Source organism: Pseudoalteromonas sp. SG41-1, from assembly GCF_014164575.1.
In the GTDB taxonomy this organism is placed as follows: Bacteria; Pseudomonadota; Gammaproteobacteria; order Enterobacterales; family Alteromonadaceae; genus Pseudoalteromonas; species Pseudoalteromonas rhizosphaerae.
The window spans coordinates 19,229-34,245 of the sequence record NZ_JACJFL010000001.1; the positions used below are offsets into that span (position 1 = coordinate 19,229).

Below are 15,017 nucleotides of genomic sequence, written 5' to 3' on the forward strand. Positions count from 1 at the left end.
TTCATAATGACTTGTGGAACTGAATGCTTTTTTCTGGAGTAAACCATAATGCACTGTTGTTAATAGGAGTTAAGTGAGGAAGATGTGTATTTTCTAATTTTATAATCATTTTTTCTTGTAATTTTGCGCTTGCAATAATTTCAGCGAAGTGGCGATTAAATAATTTATCAAACTCACCATTTTGATGTGCTTTTTCTAGACCAATTTTAATTGCATTATGTAAATCATCGCGCTGCGAGTTAACAAAAAAGTAGATCGCTGCTGGATAATTAAAAACGACATTAGGCACCGTAGTAATGTGATCGCTTGCATCAAGCTGCTTTAATTCCCAATCAACTTCTAAAATTGAGCGAGGAAATGCATCCCCACGTCCTTTAACAAGCATATTAAATAAGGAGTCATAACTTGTTGATGTTGAAACTTGAAAACCGTTATCGCTTAGAATTACCGTGTCTGGCCAGTCATGTCCTTGAATAAAATAAAGCTTTTTAAGTTCAGATGGCATTTTTACGGCTGTAAATAATGAAAGTTTGTCTTCAGTAGTAAGTAGTAAACGCCAACCATATAAACCTTTATAAATTGGAATTCTAATAGGCTTAAACAACTGCTCTCTTTCTATACTTGTCATTGACCTACTACATTAACCAGCTCACCGTGTTCTAGCTCTTTTAAAGAACGGCTTTGTACCATTTTTATCGATGATTGTAAGGTATACGCTTGGCCACTATATTTTAGTGCAAGTTTGAGTAACTCTAGCGGATACCAATTATCTAGTTCGTATTCACGCTCTGGCTTAGGATAAATAACATTCAGTGTTTGACGCGGATCATTATGATCAACAGCTGCACTAACAGGGTTTACTATCAATGATGTAGAAAGTGCAAGCCATGTACAAAACATTTAGAAAAAACGACCGAGCAGTAACGCAATTGCACTTAACGCGAGGGTTGCAAAGGTTGATAGCATGCCTATAACTCTAAGTTTTAAGGTATTATCATTAATCGCAATGCTGTGGCATACGCGACCAAATACTAATAAAGTCCCTAAAAGATGGCAATAATGACTGCTTAAACCTTGGTACTCTGCTAAAAAAATAAGGATCAGCGCGAAAGGTACGTATTCAATAAAATTACCATGAGCTCGCGTTGCTCTCAGTAGTTGTTGGTTATCGTTAGTACCTAATGATATTTGATTTGCTTTTCGCACTTTTACAACATTTATACTTAAATAAATATACATAAAAGCTAATATGGCTGCGTAGAAAGATATGATCACAATAAACCTAATTTTTATCTAATAGTTTATAAGAACTTGTGTATTGCCAAGTCCCCCTAATAATTCGTATTACTATACAACTATTGTTATTTAAATAACAAATGATAATCAACCTCAGAAAACAACATCACTTATTTTAACCTTTGTATGGTCTTGCTACTGAGATTAATAGAATGACCTTATACAATGCCCTCTCAATGACGTCTATTATTTAGACGATTTCGTCGCATATCAAGCAATAAGCTAATATTGTAGTCAAGACGCTCAATGCGGTCCGTAAAATTAAAGTTACAACATCTTGCTGCTTGCTATTAGGAGTCCATATACTAAGTAAGTTTTAAGCCTCCAGCTAATAAAACATGCATATATTGGAAACGTTATTATTAATAATTAGACGTAAAACAAAGTTTGTTGTTAAGCTTACTGCATAAATTAGCTGTTGTTGGTACAACAACTAAGTCATCTTAGGGTTTCATATATGTTCACTCCGCGAAAAATTGCCGATAATTACCGAGAATTAGTCAGTAGTATCGGTTTCTATCCATCGTTATTATCAGTGATATTTTTATTGTTTGCTGTACTTGTAACAACTACAGAGTATACGTCTTTTGTTATGGAGCTTAAATCGCTGCTTGAGGTACTATTGGTTGATAGCGAAGAAAATGCACGAACGATTCTAAGTACATTAACGGGTAGTATTATTTCGCTAACTGTTTTTAGTTTTTCTATGGTTATGGTGGTACTTAATAGTGCCAGCGCAAGTCTATCACCAAGAGTATTACCGGGGCTTATAACGCGTAAATCACATCAACTTGTTTTGGGCTTTTATCTCGGCAGTATTATTTTTTCAATCGTTATGCTGATCAACATCCGGACTATGGATAATGGTGAAATAGGAATTCCTTCATTGGGCATACTTTTTTCACTTGTTTTTGGCCTGATATCGTTAGGCTTTTTTGTATTTTTCATCCATTCAATTTCAAGGGCTATTCAAGTCGATAACGTATTAAACGACTTATATAAGAATACTAAAAATGAATTGAAATCGATTATTAGCATGCAAAAAGATAACCCTATCGATGTATTTCCTAACTTTGACGATTGGTCGAGTATTTCAAGTAAAACAGAAGGTTACTTTAAAGGCGTGAATAGCGATAAACTATGTGCCCTTTGCCAACAACATGATATAAAAATTTATGTTGTAGTTAAGCAGGGTTTTTTTACTGTTGAAGGCTATCCGTTTTTAAAATGTAATCATGATTTATCTGATAACGAGCAACTCCTTGAAGATCTACTTAATTGCTTTATTTTTTATATCGAAGAATATGTAAGTGACAATTATAGGTTTGGAATGACACAGATTTCAGAGATTGCAGTGAAAGCGATGAGCCCGGGTATTAACGATCCTGGTACTGCGGTAAAGGCGATCGATATGCTCAGTATTTTACTCATTGATCGATTAAGCATATATAACGTTAATTACTCTTTAAAACATAGTGATGATAAACAGCCACTGTTATATTTCCATGAAACATCATTTGATGAATTATTGCATGATAACTTCACGCCAATCCGCAACTATGCAAAAAGTGATGGTTATGTGATGAATAATGTACTCGAAGCGTTCAAAAACATTTTGTTCAGAACCCACCAGAACAGTAAAGCAGCGCAGAGTCTATTTACTTATTTAGATGCTATTATCGATGATGTAAATGAGAATATTAGTAATCAGTATGATCGCGACCAAATAATTAATATGCTTAATGCTATCGCGAGAATCTCCCCTGAAATGGGAGATAAATTGGTGGCGAAATTTCGCCACCAATGAGTTGGCTGTTAATTTTTAATTAGATAAATAGCGTAACTGTCTGCCGAAATTGTGATTTCGCCGGCATGATAGGCATCAGGGACGAAACTGCCAGAATTACTGTCTGACAACATGGTTTTTTCAGCACGCATATAAGGTTGAGCTGATACGTTCATAGGGGCATTTGAAGCACTATACAAACCTTTGAGTTCTACGTCATAATCAGCAGCAAATTCTTTTGCCGCTGATTTTGCATCTGCAATTGCCATTTTTTGCACTTTCTTTTGCAATGACTCAAAACGACTCGATGTGAACTCAGTTTGGTTTATTTCATTAATGCCTGCGTTCACTAAACTTTGCAGCAGTAATGGATATTTTGTTACATCCGTCAGTGTGAGTGAAAGTGTGCGACTAACCCGGTAACCAATAAAGTCTTGCTTACCTGTTTCACGGTTGTATTGATTTTCTCGGTTAATTGAGATTTGTGAACCATAAATACTTTTTTCATCAATCCCCTGCTGCTTTGCTAATTTAATCGCTTTAGCCATAGTTTGATCAGCTTTTTGTTTAGCGCTCATCAAGTCCTTATCAACTTCAACAATTGCAACGCCTAACTTTACATTATCGGCAATAGTGGAGATTTGCGCTTGGCCTTGAATGTAAATGTGTGGGGCATCTGGTGTACTGGCTGCAAATACATTGAAACTTAGAGTCGCGGCTAACAATGGTAAATAACGCATACATATCCTTAATAGTTTTAATAACGTTATTAGATACCGTACGCGGTTAATTTAAAATGAACAAGCATAAAAAAACAGGCCGAAGCCTGTTTCTAGATAATTTACTAGTTAATCAGCAGTGATCACTTAGATACTACAACGTTTGTAATTACGGTATTTTGGTAACCAGTAATTTCTGTCAATTGCCGCCCATAACATATCATCGCTGATCTCAAGTGCAGCCCCCTCTTCGATGGCTTTTTTAGCCACACCAAAAGCAATGCGTTTACTCAGTGTTTCAATTTCTGTTAGTGCAGGTAATAAACTCCCTTTACCGGTATTAGCTCGAGGTGATGATTCTGCCAATATTTCACTCGACACCATGAGCATTGCATCAGTAATACGGGTGGCCTTCGCCGCAATGACACCTAAACCAATACCAGGGAAAATATAGCTGTTATTACATTGTGGGATTACAAATGTTTCACCGTCATAAACAACCGGTGCAAATGGACTGCCAGTTGCAACAATCGCTTTGCCTTGTGTCCAATTGATCACATCTTCAGGTAGTGCTTCAACTTGCTTAGATGGATTACTTAACGGGAAAATAACGGGCTGTTCGCATCCATTATGCATGGCGCGAATAACTTGCTCAGTAAATAAACCAGGTTGCCCTGATACACCAATGAGAATATCAGGAGCTGTGCAGTGCATCACATCTAGCAATGACGCGTATTCACCGCTGTATGTCCAATCAGCTAATTTATCTGTAGGTTGGGCAAGTGCTTGCTGGAAGTCGCGCAGCCCTTCCATGCCTTGTGTTAACAAACCAAAACGATCAACCATGAAAACTTGGCTGCGGGCTTGCTCGTCAGAAATACCTTCCGACACCATTTGTGTAATGATTTGTTCGGCAATACCACAGCCTGCGGAGCCTGCACCTACGAACACTACCTTTTGTTCTGATAACTGTGCACTCTTCACACGACATGCAGCAAGTAACGAACCAACTGTAACCGCCGCTGTGCCTTGAATATCATCATTAAAACTACAAATTTCATCACGGTAGCGTTTTAATAAAGGCATTGCATTAGGTTGTGCAAAGTCTTCAAATTGTAATAACACATTTGGCCAACGACGCTTAACGGCTTTAATAAATAGATCTAAAAATTCATCGTATTCATCTTGTGCAATACGTTTATGGCGAGCACCCATATACATAGGATCGTTTAATAACTTTTCGTTATTCGTTCCTACATCAAGCATAACCGGTAGCGTATAGGCTGGGCTTATGCCACCACAGGCGGTATAAAGTGATAGCTTACCAATTGGAATGCCCATGCCACCAATACCTTGGTCGCCTAAACCAAGAATACGTTCACCATCGGTGACAACGATAACCTTTACTTTGCCTTTGGTCGCATTACGTAAAATATCATCGATTTGATAACGGTCTTCATAAGAGATAAATAAACCGCGCGCGCTGCGATAAATATCTGAGAATTTTTCACAGGCATCACCCACGGTTGGGGTGTAGATAATAGGCAACATTTCTTCAAGATGGTCACGCACTAAACGATAGTAAAGTGTTTCGTTGTTATCTTGGATGGCGCGTAAATAAATGTGTTTATTTAGGTTGTCTTTAAAACTTGAATATTGTTGATAACAACGTTCAACCTGCTCTTCAATCGTTTCATAGCGAGGAGGCAGTAATCCCGCAAGGTTGAAACTTTCACGCTCTTTTTGAGTAAATGCACTGCCTTTATTTAAGAGTGGCGTTTCGATCAGACCTGGGCCTGAGTGATGAATATAAAGATAATTTGGGTCAGTATTTGTAGTCATAAGTCCAAGCTTAACGAAGTCTTTAAGTTACGATCTGTCATTATTACTGTTGAATATTAAAAAGCAATGATATTCAATCTTGTCAGACCATTAGGAGAAAATAAGACGTGTGCGCTTAACACACACGTAAAAGTAGATTGTACATTAAATCACGATGTCAATTAAGGCTTATTCACTGGCATTTCGTGCTCTTTAAGAACAATACTTTGCTCACTTAAAGCGATCCCTTCGCGGCGAGGATCTGCGGCACCAAATAAAGTGCCATTGACGACTTCAACCGCATGCAAGCCAGAGTTTAAATCGACGACTTTTACTGTATGACCACGTTTTTGTAAATCAGGAATAATCGCCTCTATAGCGGTGCCTTTTTCAACACTTGTATAATTATTACGATTAGTAATTCTTGGTAAGTCAATGGCTTGTTGAGCAGTTAGTTGCCAATCTAATACGCCAATAACTACTTGCGCGACATAGTCGATAATTCGGCTACCGCCAGGTGAGCCGACCACTAAGCGTAAACTGCCATCGTTATTAAACACCATCACCGGTGACATTGAGCTGCGCGGGCGTTTACCTGCTTCAACGCGGTTGGCTAATAATTTGCCGTTTTTGCGCGGCGACAAGGCAAAGTCGGTTAATTGGTTGTTTAATATATAACCGTTCACCATAACCGTTGAACCAAACGCCATTTCTATTGAGCTGGTCATTGATACCGCGTTCCCTTCACTGTCAACAATAGATACATGAGTAGTAGATGGCAATTCATACGCATCATCTTGTGCGTAACTCAGTAATGGACGAGGTTGCCCTGCATAGGCTTTTTCGTCTCGCTCACTTATTAATTTTGTCCGTTGCTCGATATAGCGTTTATCGAGTAGCTCATTAGTAGGAATATCTGCAAAATCGGGGTCGCCCATATACACATTACGATCCGCAAAAGCGAGTCGCGATGCTTGGCTAAAATAATGCAGGGCTTGTGCAGAATTAGCTTTAAATTGACCCATGTTCTTATCTTCAAGCAAAGCGAGAATTTGTAACACCGCGACTCCGCCACTGCTCGGTGGTGCCATGGAACATACTTTATAACTGTGGTACGGGGTGCAAACTGCGTCACGTTGTTTACTTTTATAATTAGCTAAATCGGTTAATGCTAAAGTACCTGGTGCCACAATAGAATGAGTGACCGCAGCAACCATTTGCTTAGCGTTATCGCCTTTATAAAAAGCATCAATGCCTTTACTGGCGATTTTTTTGTAAACTTCAGCAAGTGGTTGGTTCGTTTTAACAGTGCCAACAGCAAGCGGTTTACCATCTGGAAAAAAATAATCACGGATCACTGGAAGTGTTGTCACCCCAGGGTTTATTTGTTTGGCTAACAAAGCATGTAAACGCGGTGATACTACAAATCCTTGTTCAGCAAGTTCTATGGCCGGTTTAAACAGTTCCGCCCATGCAAGTTTGCCATATTGTTGATGCGCTTTAGCAAAGGCATGCAATAAACCAGGTACACCCACTGAACGGCCGCCAACCACTGCTTCAATCCAAGGTGCCGCGTTACCTTTTTCATCTAAAAACAATGTTTCGTCAGCATTACTTGGCGCTGTTTCGCGGCCATCAAAGCTGGTTAGCTTATTATGACCTTTGTCAAAATGCAGCATAAAAGTCCCACCACCAATTCCTGATGATTGCGGCTCAACCAAGGTCAAGACTAATTGCGTTGCAATGGCAGCATCGACTGCACTGCCGCCCTTAGCGAGTATGGTTTGTCCTGCTTTAGCAGCATAGGGGTTTGCCGCAGCAACCATATACTGCTGACCAGTTACATGCTGCTTAAGTTGATGGCCAGTGGCGGCTTCTGGCTCGCGTACTTCCCGTGGTGTTTGAGTGGCTAAAACCGGTAAAGTAAAAAGAGTTAAACTAAAGACGACGCTGGTTTTAAAAGGTAAAAACATAAAAAGACCTTAATTGCATTGAGATGTTTGGCATCTTAAAGTTAAACGGGCACAATATGCAAAATTTTGCTGTAAAAATAAGAATAAAATGGTCAATTTACCACTTCAACCCCGATATATTTTACCCCCGCTGTGTTTAATGGCATTAAGCGCCCTATTTGCAGCGTTTAATTTAAATGATGTTTTAGAGTTTAATCGCCAGCTCATTGACCAAGGCCAAGTATGGCGTTTGATCACGAGCCAATATGTGCATGCTAACTGGGCGCACTTAGCATTAAATTGTGCCGGTATCGTACTGATATGGGCGTTACATGCTGAGCATACAAAACCGACGCAATATGCATTGCACACCTTATTTTTGGCTGCTTGGTGCGGTATTGGTATTTACTTTTTTTGTCCTGACATTCACATTTACACCGGATTGAGTGCACTACTGCATGGTGTAATTGTGTGGGGGGCAATCAAAGATATTGAAGTTGGCATGAAAAGCGGCGGTTTATTGTTTATCGGTATTTGGCTTAAAATTGCTTATGAACAATTTCATGGCCCCAGTGCTGAAGTGAGTAAATTAATTGCCTCTCGGGTTGCTGTTGATGCTCACTTAATAGGTGCAATTGGCGGAATAGTACTCGCAACGCCACTGCTGATAAATTATATAAAAAAACGCCAAGCATAAGCTTGGCGTTGTCTAAAAATTTAGTGCTTATAAACTTTCTTTAAATAGTTTATGAATACGACGGTATTCATCTAACCAACTAGAAGGCTGTACAAAACCATGTGGTTCGACTGGAAATATAGCCGTTTCAAAGTTTTCTTTTTCAAGCTCAATTAAACGCTGTACTAAGCGTACTGAGTCTTGGAAAAACACATTATTATCAACCATAGGGGCGTTGATCAATAAGCGGTTTTTAAGTCCCTGCGCATAATATATAGGCGAACTTTTTTCATACGCAATTGGATCAACATCTGGGTGATTTAAAATGTTTGATGTGTATGGACCATTATAGTGTGCCCAATCGGTAACTGGACGAAGCGCAGCCCCGGCTTGAAATAAATCAGGCTGAGTAAATAACGCCATAAAGGTCATAAAGCCACCATAAGAGCCGCCATATGTACCCACAGCACCGGTATCAACATTGGCATTTTCAGCCATCCATTTAACACCATCGGCTAAATCTTCAATTTCTGGGGTACCCATTTGACGGTAAATCGCCGTACGCCAATCACGTCCATAACCTTTTGATGCACGATAATCCATGTCCATCACTACATAACCTTCAGAGGCTAGTAATGAATGAAACATAAATTCGCGGAAGTAACCTGACCAACCCATGTGTGAGTTTTGTAGATAACCTGCACCATGGTTAAAAATGATCGCTTTGCGGTTTTTGCCGCTCTCACCTTCTACATAGTCTGCTGGGTAATATACTTTAGCGTATACCGGTTGTTCAGTATGACTTGACGGTACCGCAACAATTTTAGGCGCAATTAATTGTTTTGCTAAAAATTCACTCGATACTGTATGAGTTAGCTGCGTTGCAGTTGTATTCGCTTTTGCATCAGCAACATATAACTCTGGTGGAGCCATGATTTTGGAATGTGTTAACAATAATTTGCTTTGATCAGGGCTTAATTTATAGTCGGTCATACCGTCTAAGTTGGTTACTTGCTCTGATTTTGCCGTTTGTGGATCAACGCGGTAGATTTCATATAGACCAGGATGCTCAACATTGGCTTTGTAATAAATTGCACTGTCGTCATCTGTTAGTGTGAGGTTCGATACGACAAACTGACCTTTGGTAAGTTGTGTTGCTTTACCATTGAGTGGTTTTTTATATAGGTGGCTATAGCCAGTTTCTTCAGATAAATAATACAAGGTATCTGAATTATTTAACCAGCCAAAATCGTTATAAGCATAGTTAACCCATGCATCATCGTGTAAACGGTGTTGTGAAACAAGTTTGGAATTTTCAGCATCAACAGTAGCTAACCAACGGTCTTTGTTATCCCATGCTTCAAGCATAATCGCGACTTGCGTGCCGGCTTTGTTCCAGACGATAGCACTTTGATCCCATCCCCAATCCATCATTAGGTTGATAGCACGAAGTTCTTTTTTAGATTCATATGTTTTGCCGTCACGGGCATAGTTTTCTTTTTTAACTGCCGCTAATACATCTTCATCAAAACCAGGTAAGGTATCAAATGCGAGTGTTGTTTGCGTTTGCTCAGTTAAATCTATGTAGATAACTTGCGAGGTTTGTGGTTTTTCATCAGCAACACGACGACGTACTTTTTCAGCTTTTACCCGTGCATCATCAGCAATATAGTTTGGCATGATGTCGGCTTCATCTCGCCAAGGTTTGGCCTCAGTGACAACAGCAATTAATGCTTTACCATTTGGTGATAACTGCACATCGGCTAACTCATTGCCTTTACCTAAGTAAAACTGAGCATCGGCAATTGAACTATTTTGCTGGTTGAGTTGCTCTTTGCGCGCTTGTTTATCTTTTTTATTTTTATGAGTCAGCGCAATGTAATCAATCAGTTTATGCTGTTCTTTAGCGATGTAAGTTTCAGGCTCTGTAACTCCTTTTGGTGCATCGCTCAAATGAAGATTTACAAGCTCAGCTTGCAGTCCCGTTGCCAAATCTACTTTATAAAAAGTGTTTCCTTGACGATAAGCTAAATTACCATCAGTTAAAAATTGTGGTTTAGATTGTTTAGCACTGTCGTGAGTAATTTGTGTAATTGAACCTGTATTGATGTTCTTTACAAATATATTACCTTCAAATACATAGGCTTGCTGTGTACGATCCACTGAATAAACAGCATCACCAGCCCCTAATGTATGCAACTTATTTAACGCTACTTGGCTTGCCGCTTGGCTATCAACAGCTTGTGTAAATAAGTCTCGAAGCTCATTACCTTGTTGTTTTTGCGCATAGACAACTGTTTTTGAATCAGCAGCCCAAAACGCACGCTCTGCTTGGCGGCCTAACCAATCAGGATGAGCCATTGCTTGCTCAAGTGTGATCGCGCTGCTGCCTGTATCAGCAGGCGTTACAACAACGCTGGCAACAGTTGATTGTGGTTGCTCTTTAGGGGTAGATGCGGTTGATTGACAACCGGACAACATAACGCTGGATGCTACGGCAAGTGCAATTAAGGTTTTTTGAGTAGAAGATTTAAAAATCATAGGGCTTCTGTAAGGTTATTGTAATTCCCCCAATTTAAGCAGAAGCGCCTATGTAATAGCAATTATTTCAGACAAACAGCCAAACTTTGCTGTTTAATAACCAAGTTACTTTATAGAAATATCTAACCACACCATGCGATGATCTGACGATGCATTACGATCTTTAATTAACCGGTATAACTCGCTACTTTTAGTTGGCCAAAATACCCCACCGTCATGGACTTCAATGCCATAAGTTGAAGGCAAAACATAATCTGCACGAGCTTGCCAGTAAGCTGTGTAAGCAGCAGCATATTTTTCACTGTAAGTGGTTTTAGCGCCCTTACTAGTTGGTGTAAATTGACTATTTATTAATGAGTTTTTTAAAAGTTGATCCGTTGTATCTGGGCGTTTTTTATCTCCTTCAGGAGCCGCATTTAAATCTCCGACTATAATAAACCGTGATTTTTCAGCTAACCCGCCTTTGACACCATGATCGTCATAGAGGTAATCTGCGCTGGCGATATAATCTTTAATCAAACGTACTTCATCATGATTACGTAAGCCGTTTCTATCTTCAGCACCATCAAATACAGGAGGCGTTGGGTGCGATGCAATAACGTGCAGCGTTTTACCTTTTACAGTAACCGGAATATCCCAAAACGATTTTGAGCTGAGCCTCAAAGCTTGCCACTCTTCGTTGTTATACCAATTTTCACCTGTAGTTGGATCAATTGGCATTTTAGCATTTGGCATATCTTTGTATTTAAAGGTTTGTAAGGTACGAATTTTATCAAAATCAATTGGGTAGCGAGATAAGACGGCCATACCATAATGGCCTTCAAAAAAGCCAAAACCAAATGCATCCCCTTTAATACCAGTTGCTTGGCCGTCATTATCTAGATCAAATGGCGTTTTCAAACCTGTGTTTACTGGGCCAACATAGCTGTACGGATAATCTATAGAGGGCTGTTTATTTTGGCTTTTAGCAAGGTAGTGCGTTTTAAAATAATCAATGCCTTGCGCTTTGCTGACATAATCAAATTCATTTAATAATAAAATGTCAGGGCGAATGCGTTGAATGATCTCGGCAATATTTTTGATTTGTGGATGATTTGTTTGTAACGCATTTACCAGGCCATTAGGATCAACGTCCTTATCATTTTCAGCATAATTTGTTGCATCCATGCTCACATTAAACGTGGCTACACGTAAAGATGATGCGGCCAATGCTGAGTTAGAAAAACCACTGATTAATAGGCACGCTAATGTGGCGATAGAAAACTGCTTCTTCATACGATATATCCATCTAAAATTAATAACAAAATGACACTACTTACGACTATCCATAAAATAATTGCCATTATAAAGGGCTTTAGTCCTGCTTGTTTTAATACAGCCAGTGATAAGCCACTGCCAATTAAGAATAAAGTCATTACCAATAGTTGTTTTGCTACGGTGTTGATCAGCTGCCAGAGATCCGTAAATTGAGGCAAATACGTATTGATCAATGCAGCAGCTAAAAAACCAACAATAAATAAAGGAATGCTGGCCTTTTCTTCTGAGCGCCAAAAGACACCTGCAATCGTAGTGTAGGGAATGATCCACATCGCACGTGTGAGCTTAACTGTTGTAGCAATACTTAGTGCCACAGCTCCATAAGCTGCTGAGGCCCCTACTACACTGCTGGTATCATGAATAGCTAACGCTGCCCATAAACCAAATTGGTGTTGGCTTAAACTAAAGTAATGACCAATGGTTGGAAATAGTAGCAAACCGACACCGTTTAATAAAAACACTACACCAAGTGCAACCGCTACTTCGTGATCTTTAGCTTTAATTACAGGCGCCATCGCTGCAATCGCACTGCCTCCACAAATGGCCGTACCGAATGATATTAATACACCTGTGTTACGATTTAATTTAAAGACTTGCGTTAAAATTTCACCAAGACCAATGATCGCTGTAATACTGACTATGGTCAGTACCAGCGAACTGCGACCAACTTCAATCACCTGATTAAAATCAACAGCAAAACCTAAGCCAACCACCGCGGCTTTGAGCATCCATTTACTCGCCTTTTGGGATAGCTCTGCAAATGGATTACCGAGCAAAATAGCAAACATCGCGCCACAAATTAGGGCACTACCACCACCAATCCAAGGGGTGATACACAGGCCAAAAAAAAGCAAGTATAGAGGCTTTTTAATCCGATCAGACACAGACAAAATAATCCCTTCGTTACGAGCGCACAATCTTTGTAGTGAGCTTATGCACAACTGGCGCTACAAGAATTACGGTAGGAAATGCGACACAAAATGCAAAAGCCCACGCCGCTAGCCAAATAGAAACTATGTTATCAATTAAACCAACATTAAAAATTGAAATTACCAATGACATAAAACCAGACATAAATAATGCCATGAAAAAAGCGAATACCACGGTTCTGTATTTAGCGCTAATCATAAAACCATTCCTCAAGTAAAAAGCCGAGATAAACTCGGCTTTTTTAGTTAATTTAAAATCAACGCGGTGCTGGCCGCTAATACGCCGGGATAATCTTCCTCCGGAAGATACTCCGACAATTGTGCTAAGCGTTCACCTAACTCATGAAGGTTCGCAGCAGATACATTAATATGGCCCATTTTACGACCAGGCTTTGCTGTTTTACCATACCAATGACTCGTAACCTCAGCAATGCTTAGTACTTGCTGAGGAATCGCGGCTTGTCCGAGCACATTCACCATTGCCGTAACACGCTGCAATTGTGTGCTACCTAATGGCAGCCCAGAGACTGCACGCATATGATTTTCAAATTGACTGCAATGCGCGCCTTGTTGGGTCCAATGACCAGAATTATGAACCCGAGGAGCAATTTCATTGACCAATAACTGCCCTGCCACATCGAAAAACTCAATCGCCAATACACCAACGTAATCAAGCTCATTAGCCAATTTATTAAATGCATCTTCAGCTTGTTGTTGAATCACAGATTTTTCTTTACCGGCGATAGATAAGGTTAAAACACCATTGGTATGCTGGTTTTCAGTAAGTGGGTAAATAGCGGTATTACCACTTTTATCGCGAACACCAATGATTGATACTTCACGATCAAATGGGATCATTTGTTCGGCAATAATAGTGTGTGGCGCGGATTCAGTACCGGAGGCAATAAAATCAGCCATTTGTGACCATATCTGCTCAATTTGATCATCTGATTTTAAACGCCACTGGCCTTTCCCATCGTAACCGGCTTGACAGGTTTTGATAACTAATGGCTTACCCAAGCTAGCAACGGCTTGTTCTAAATGGGCTTTTTCAGTGATCAACTGATATGGTGCGCACTTAACTGCGGTTTTACTTAGTAATGCTTTTTCTAGGGCGCGATCGCCACCCGTTTTAATCGCGGCTTTACCCGGATAAAACTTCTTGCTTGCACAGCATAGCGTTAGCACATCATCAGGAATATGCTCAAACTCAGCGGTGATCGCATGAGCGTCTACAATTGCTTGCTCTAACGTTGTAGTATAGATTTGCCCAGTTAATGGGTGAACAATTTTTTTACTACCAACATCATACGCAACCACATTTAAATTCAATGGCGCACCAGCTAAACACATCATACGTGCTAATTGGCCGGCTCCTAAAATTAAAATAGTCATATTACTCTGCTGGATTTGGGTTAGCTAAAATAGTTTCGGTTTGTTCTTTACGGAACGCTTCAACTTTGGCAAATATCTCCGGTTGCTGACAACCTAAAATCTGTGCAGCTAATAATCCTGCATTTGCAGCACCAGCTTCACCAATTGCTAATGTACCTACTGCAACACCTTTTGGCATTTGGCAAATCGACAGCAATGAATCAATGCCATTTAACGTTTTAGACTTAACCGGCACACCTAATACTGGTAACGATGTGAAAGCAGCGGCCATACCTGGTAAATGCGCTGCACCACCGGCACCGGCAATAATTACTTTAATACCACGTTCTGCTGCTGAACTTGCGTAATCAGCGAGTAGTTGAGGAGTACGATGAGCCGATACAACTTTAGTTTCGTAAGCGATGCCAAATTTATCTAGCATGATCGCCGCATGTTCCATAGTTGGCCAATCTGACTTGGAACCCATAATAATGCCAACAGTCATAAATACTCCTCAGTAATGGTTTTAATACCTATAGCGGACTTATGTCCGCATTAAAGGCGGTCATTATACACGTATTAATTGTTAAATTGCGAATATCGAGT

The 15,017-nt window shown here is 39.8% G+C and carries 14 protein-coding genes; 2 read left to right on the forward strand and 12 right to left on the reverse strand.

Features of this window, described 5'->3' with window-relative positions:
* Position 1: 1 nt before the first annotated feature.
* Genes H5203_RS00105 through H5203_RS00115 form a run of 3 tightly spaced genes read right to left on the reverse strand, consistent with a single transcriptional unit; the run spans position 2 to position 1,275 of the window.
* Entirely contained in the window at positions 2-628 is a 627-nt protein-coding gene (locus H5203_RS00105; RefSeq protein ID WP_182819160.1) for a transporter substrate-binding domain-containing protein, read from the reverse strand.
* Complete coding sequence (locus H5203_RS00110) at positions 625-900, reverse strand: hypothetical protein (protein WP_182819161.1); 276 nt, start codon at positions 898-900, stop codon at positions 625-627. The genes H5203_RS00105 and H5203_RS00110 overlap by 4 nt, the downstream gene beginning before the upstream one ends.
* Positions 901-1,275, reverse strand: a complete 375-nt coding sequence (locus H5203_RS00115; RefSeq protein WP_145233364.1) for an MAPEG family protein — start codon at positions 1,273-1,275, stop codon at positions 901-903. It abuts the gene before it with no gap.
* A gap of 478 nt (positions 1,276-1,753) precedes the next feature.
* Here H5203_RS00115 and H5203_RS00120 point away from each other — a divergent pair, with 478 nt between their 5' ends.
* The gene (locus tag H5203_RS00120; RefSeq protein WP_145233363.1) at positions 1,754-3,103 is read left to right on the forward strand and encodes a DUF2254 domain-containing protein; all 1,350 of its coding nucleotides are present in this window, start codon (positions 1,754-1,756) and stop codon (positions 3,101-3,103) included.
* Between the two features lie 8 nt (positions 3,104-3,111).
* On the opposite strand, the gene H5203_RS00125 is transcribed toward H5203_RS00120, so the two are convergent.
* The 3 genes from H5203_RS00125 to ggt form a co-directional block, all read right to left on the reverse strand.
* Positions 3,112-3,822 (reverse strand): SIMPL domain-containing protein, encoded by a 711-nt coding sequence (locus H5203_RS00125; RefSeq protein ID WP_182732073.1) that lies wholly within the window; start codon positions 3,820-3,822, stop codon positions 3,112-3,114.
* Positions 3,823-3,948: 126 nt separating this feature from the next.
* The gene (locus H5203_RS00130; protein WP_145233359.1) at positions 3,949-5,643 is read right to left on the reverse strand and encodes an NAD-dependent malic enzyme; all 1,695 of its coding nucleotides are present in this window, start codon (positions 5,641-5,643) and stop codon (positions 3,949-3,951) included.
* A 161-nt stretch (positions 5,644-5,804) separates the two neighbouring features.
* A complete protein-coding gene (ggt, locus tag H5203_RS00135) occupies positions 5,805-7,595 on the reverse strand; it encodes a gamma-glutamyltransferase (protein ID WP_182819162.1) in 1,791 nt (596 codons plus the stop codon).
* A gap of 88 nt (positions 7,596-7,683) precedes the next feature.
* Here ggt and rrtA point away from each other — a divergent pair, with 88 nt between their 5' ends.
* The gene (gene rrtA, locus H5203_RS00140) at positions 7,684-8,271 is read left to right on the forward strand and encodes a rhombosortase (RefSeq protein WP_182819163.1); all 588 of its coding nucleotides are present in this window, start codon (positions 7,684-7,686) and stop codon (positions 8,269-8,271) included.
* A gap of 27 nt (positions 8,272-8,298) precedes the next feature.
* On the opposite strand, the gene H5203_RS00145 is transcribed toward rrtA, so the two are convergent.
* The 6 genes from H5203_RS00145 to purE form a co-directional block, all read right to left on the reverse strand.
* Complete coding sequence (locus H5203_RS00145) at positions 8,299-10,791, reverse strand: prolyl oligopeptidase family serine peptidase (protein WP_182819164.1); 2,493 nt, start codon at positions 10,789-10,791, stop codon at positions 8,299-8,301.
* 105 nt (positions 10,792-10,896) lie between these two features.
* A complete protein-coding gene (locus tag H5203_RS00150) occupies positions 10,897-12,066 on the reverse strand; it encodes an endonuclease/exonuclease/phosphatase family protein (RefSeq protein WP_182819165.1) in 1,170 nt (389 codons plus the stop codon).
* Positions 12,063-12,998: a YeiH family protein gene (locus H5203_RS00155; RefSeq protein ID WP_182718854.1), complete on the reverse strand. Its 936-nt coding sequence runs from the start codon at positions 12,996-12,998 to the stop codon at positions 12,063-12,065. Before H5203_RS00155 ends, H5203_RS00150 begins: the two co-directional genes overlap by 4 nt.
* A gap of 13 nt (positions 12,999-13,011) precedes the next feature.
* Entirely contained in the window at positions 13,012-13,236 is a 225-nt protein-coding gene (locus H5203_RS00160; RefSeq protein ID WP_145233348.1) for a DUF2798 domain-containing protein, read from the reverse strand.
* A gap of 47 nt (positions 13,237-13,283) precedes the next feature.
* Positions 13,284-14,432: a 5-(carboxyamino)imidazole ribonucleotide synthase gene (locus tag H5203_RS00165; RefSeq protein ID WP_182735528.1), complete on the reverse strand. Its 1,149-nt coding sequence runs from the start codon at positions 14,430-14,432 to the stop codon at positions 13,284-13,286.
* A 1-nt stretch (position 14,433) separates the two neighbouring features.
* The gene (gene purE, locus H5203_RS00170; RefSeq protein WP_145233343.1) at positions 14,434-14,916 is read right to left on the reverse strand and encodes a 5-(carboxyamino)imidazole ribonucleotide mutase; all 483 of its coding nucleotides are present in this window, start codon (positions 14,914-14,916) and stop codon (positions 14,434-14,436) included.
* Positions 14,917-15,017 lie beyond the last annotated feature (101 nt).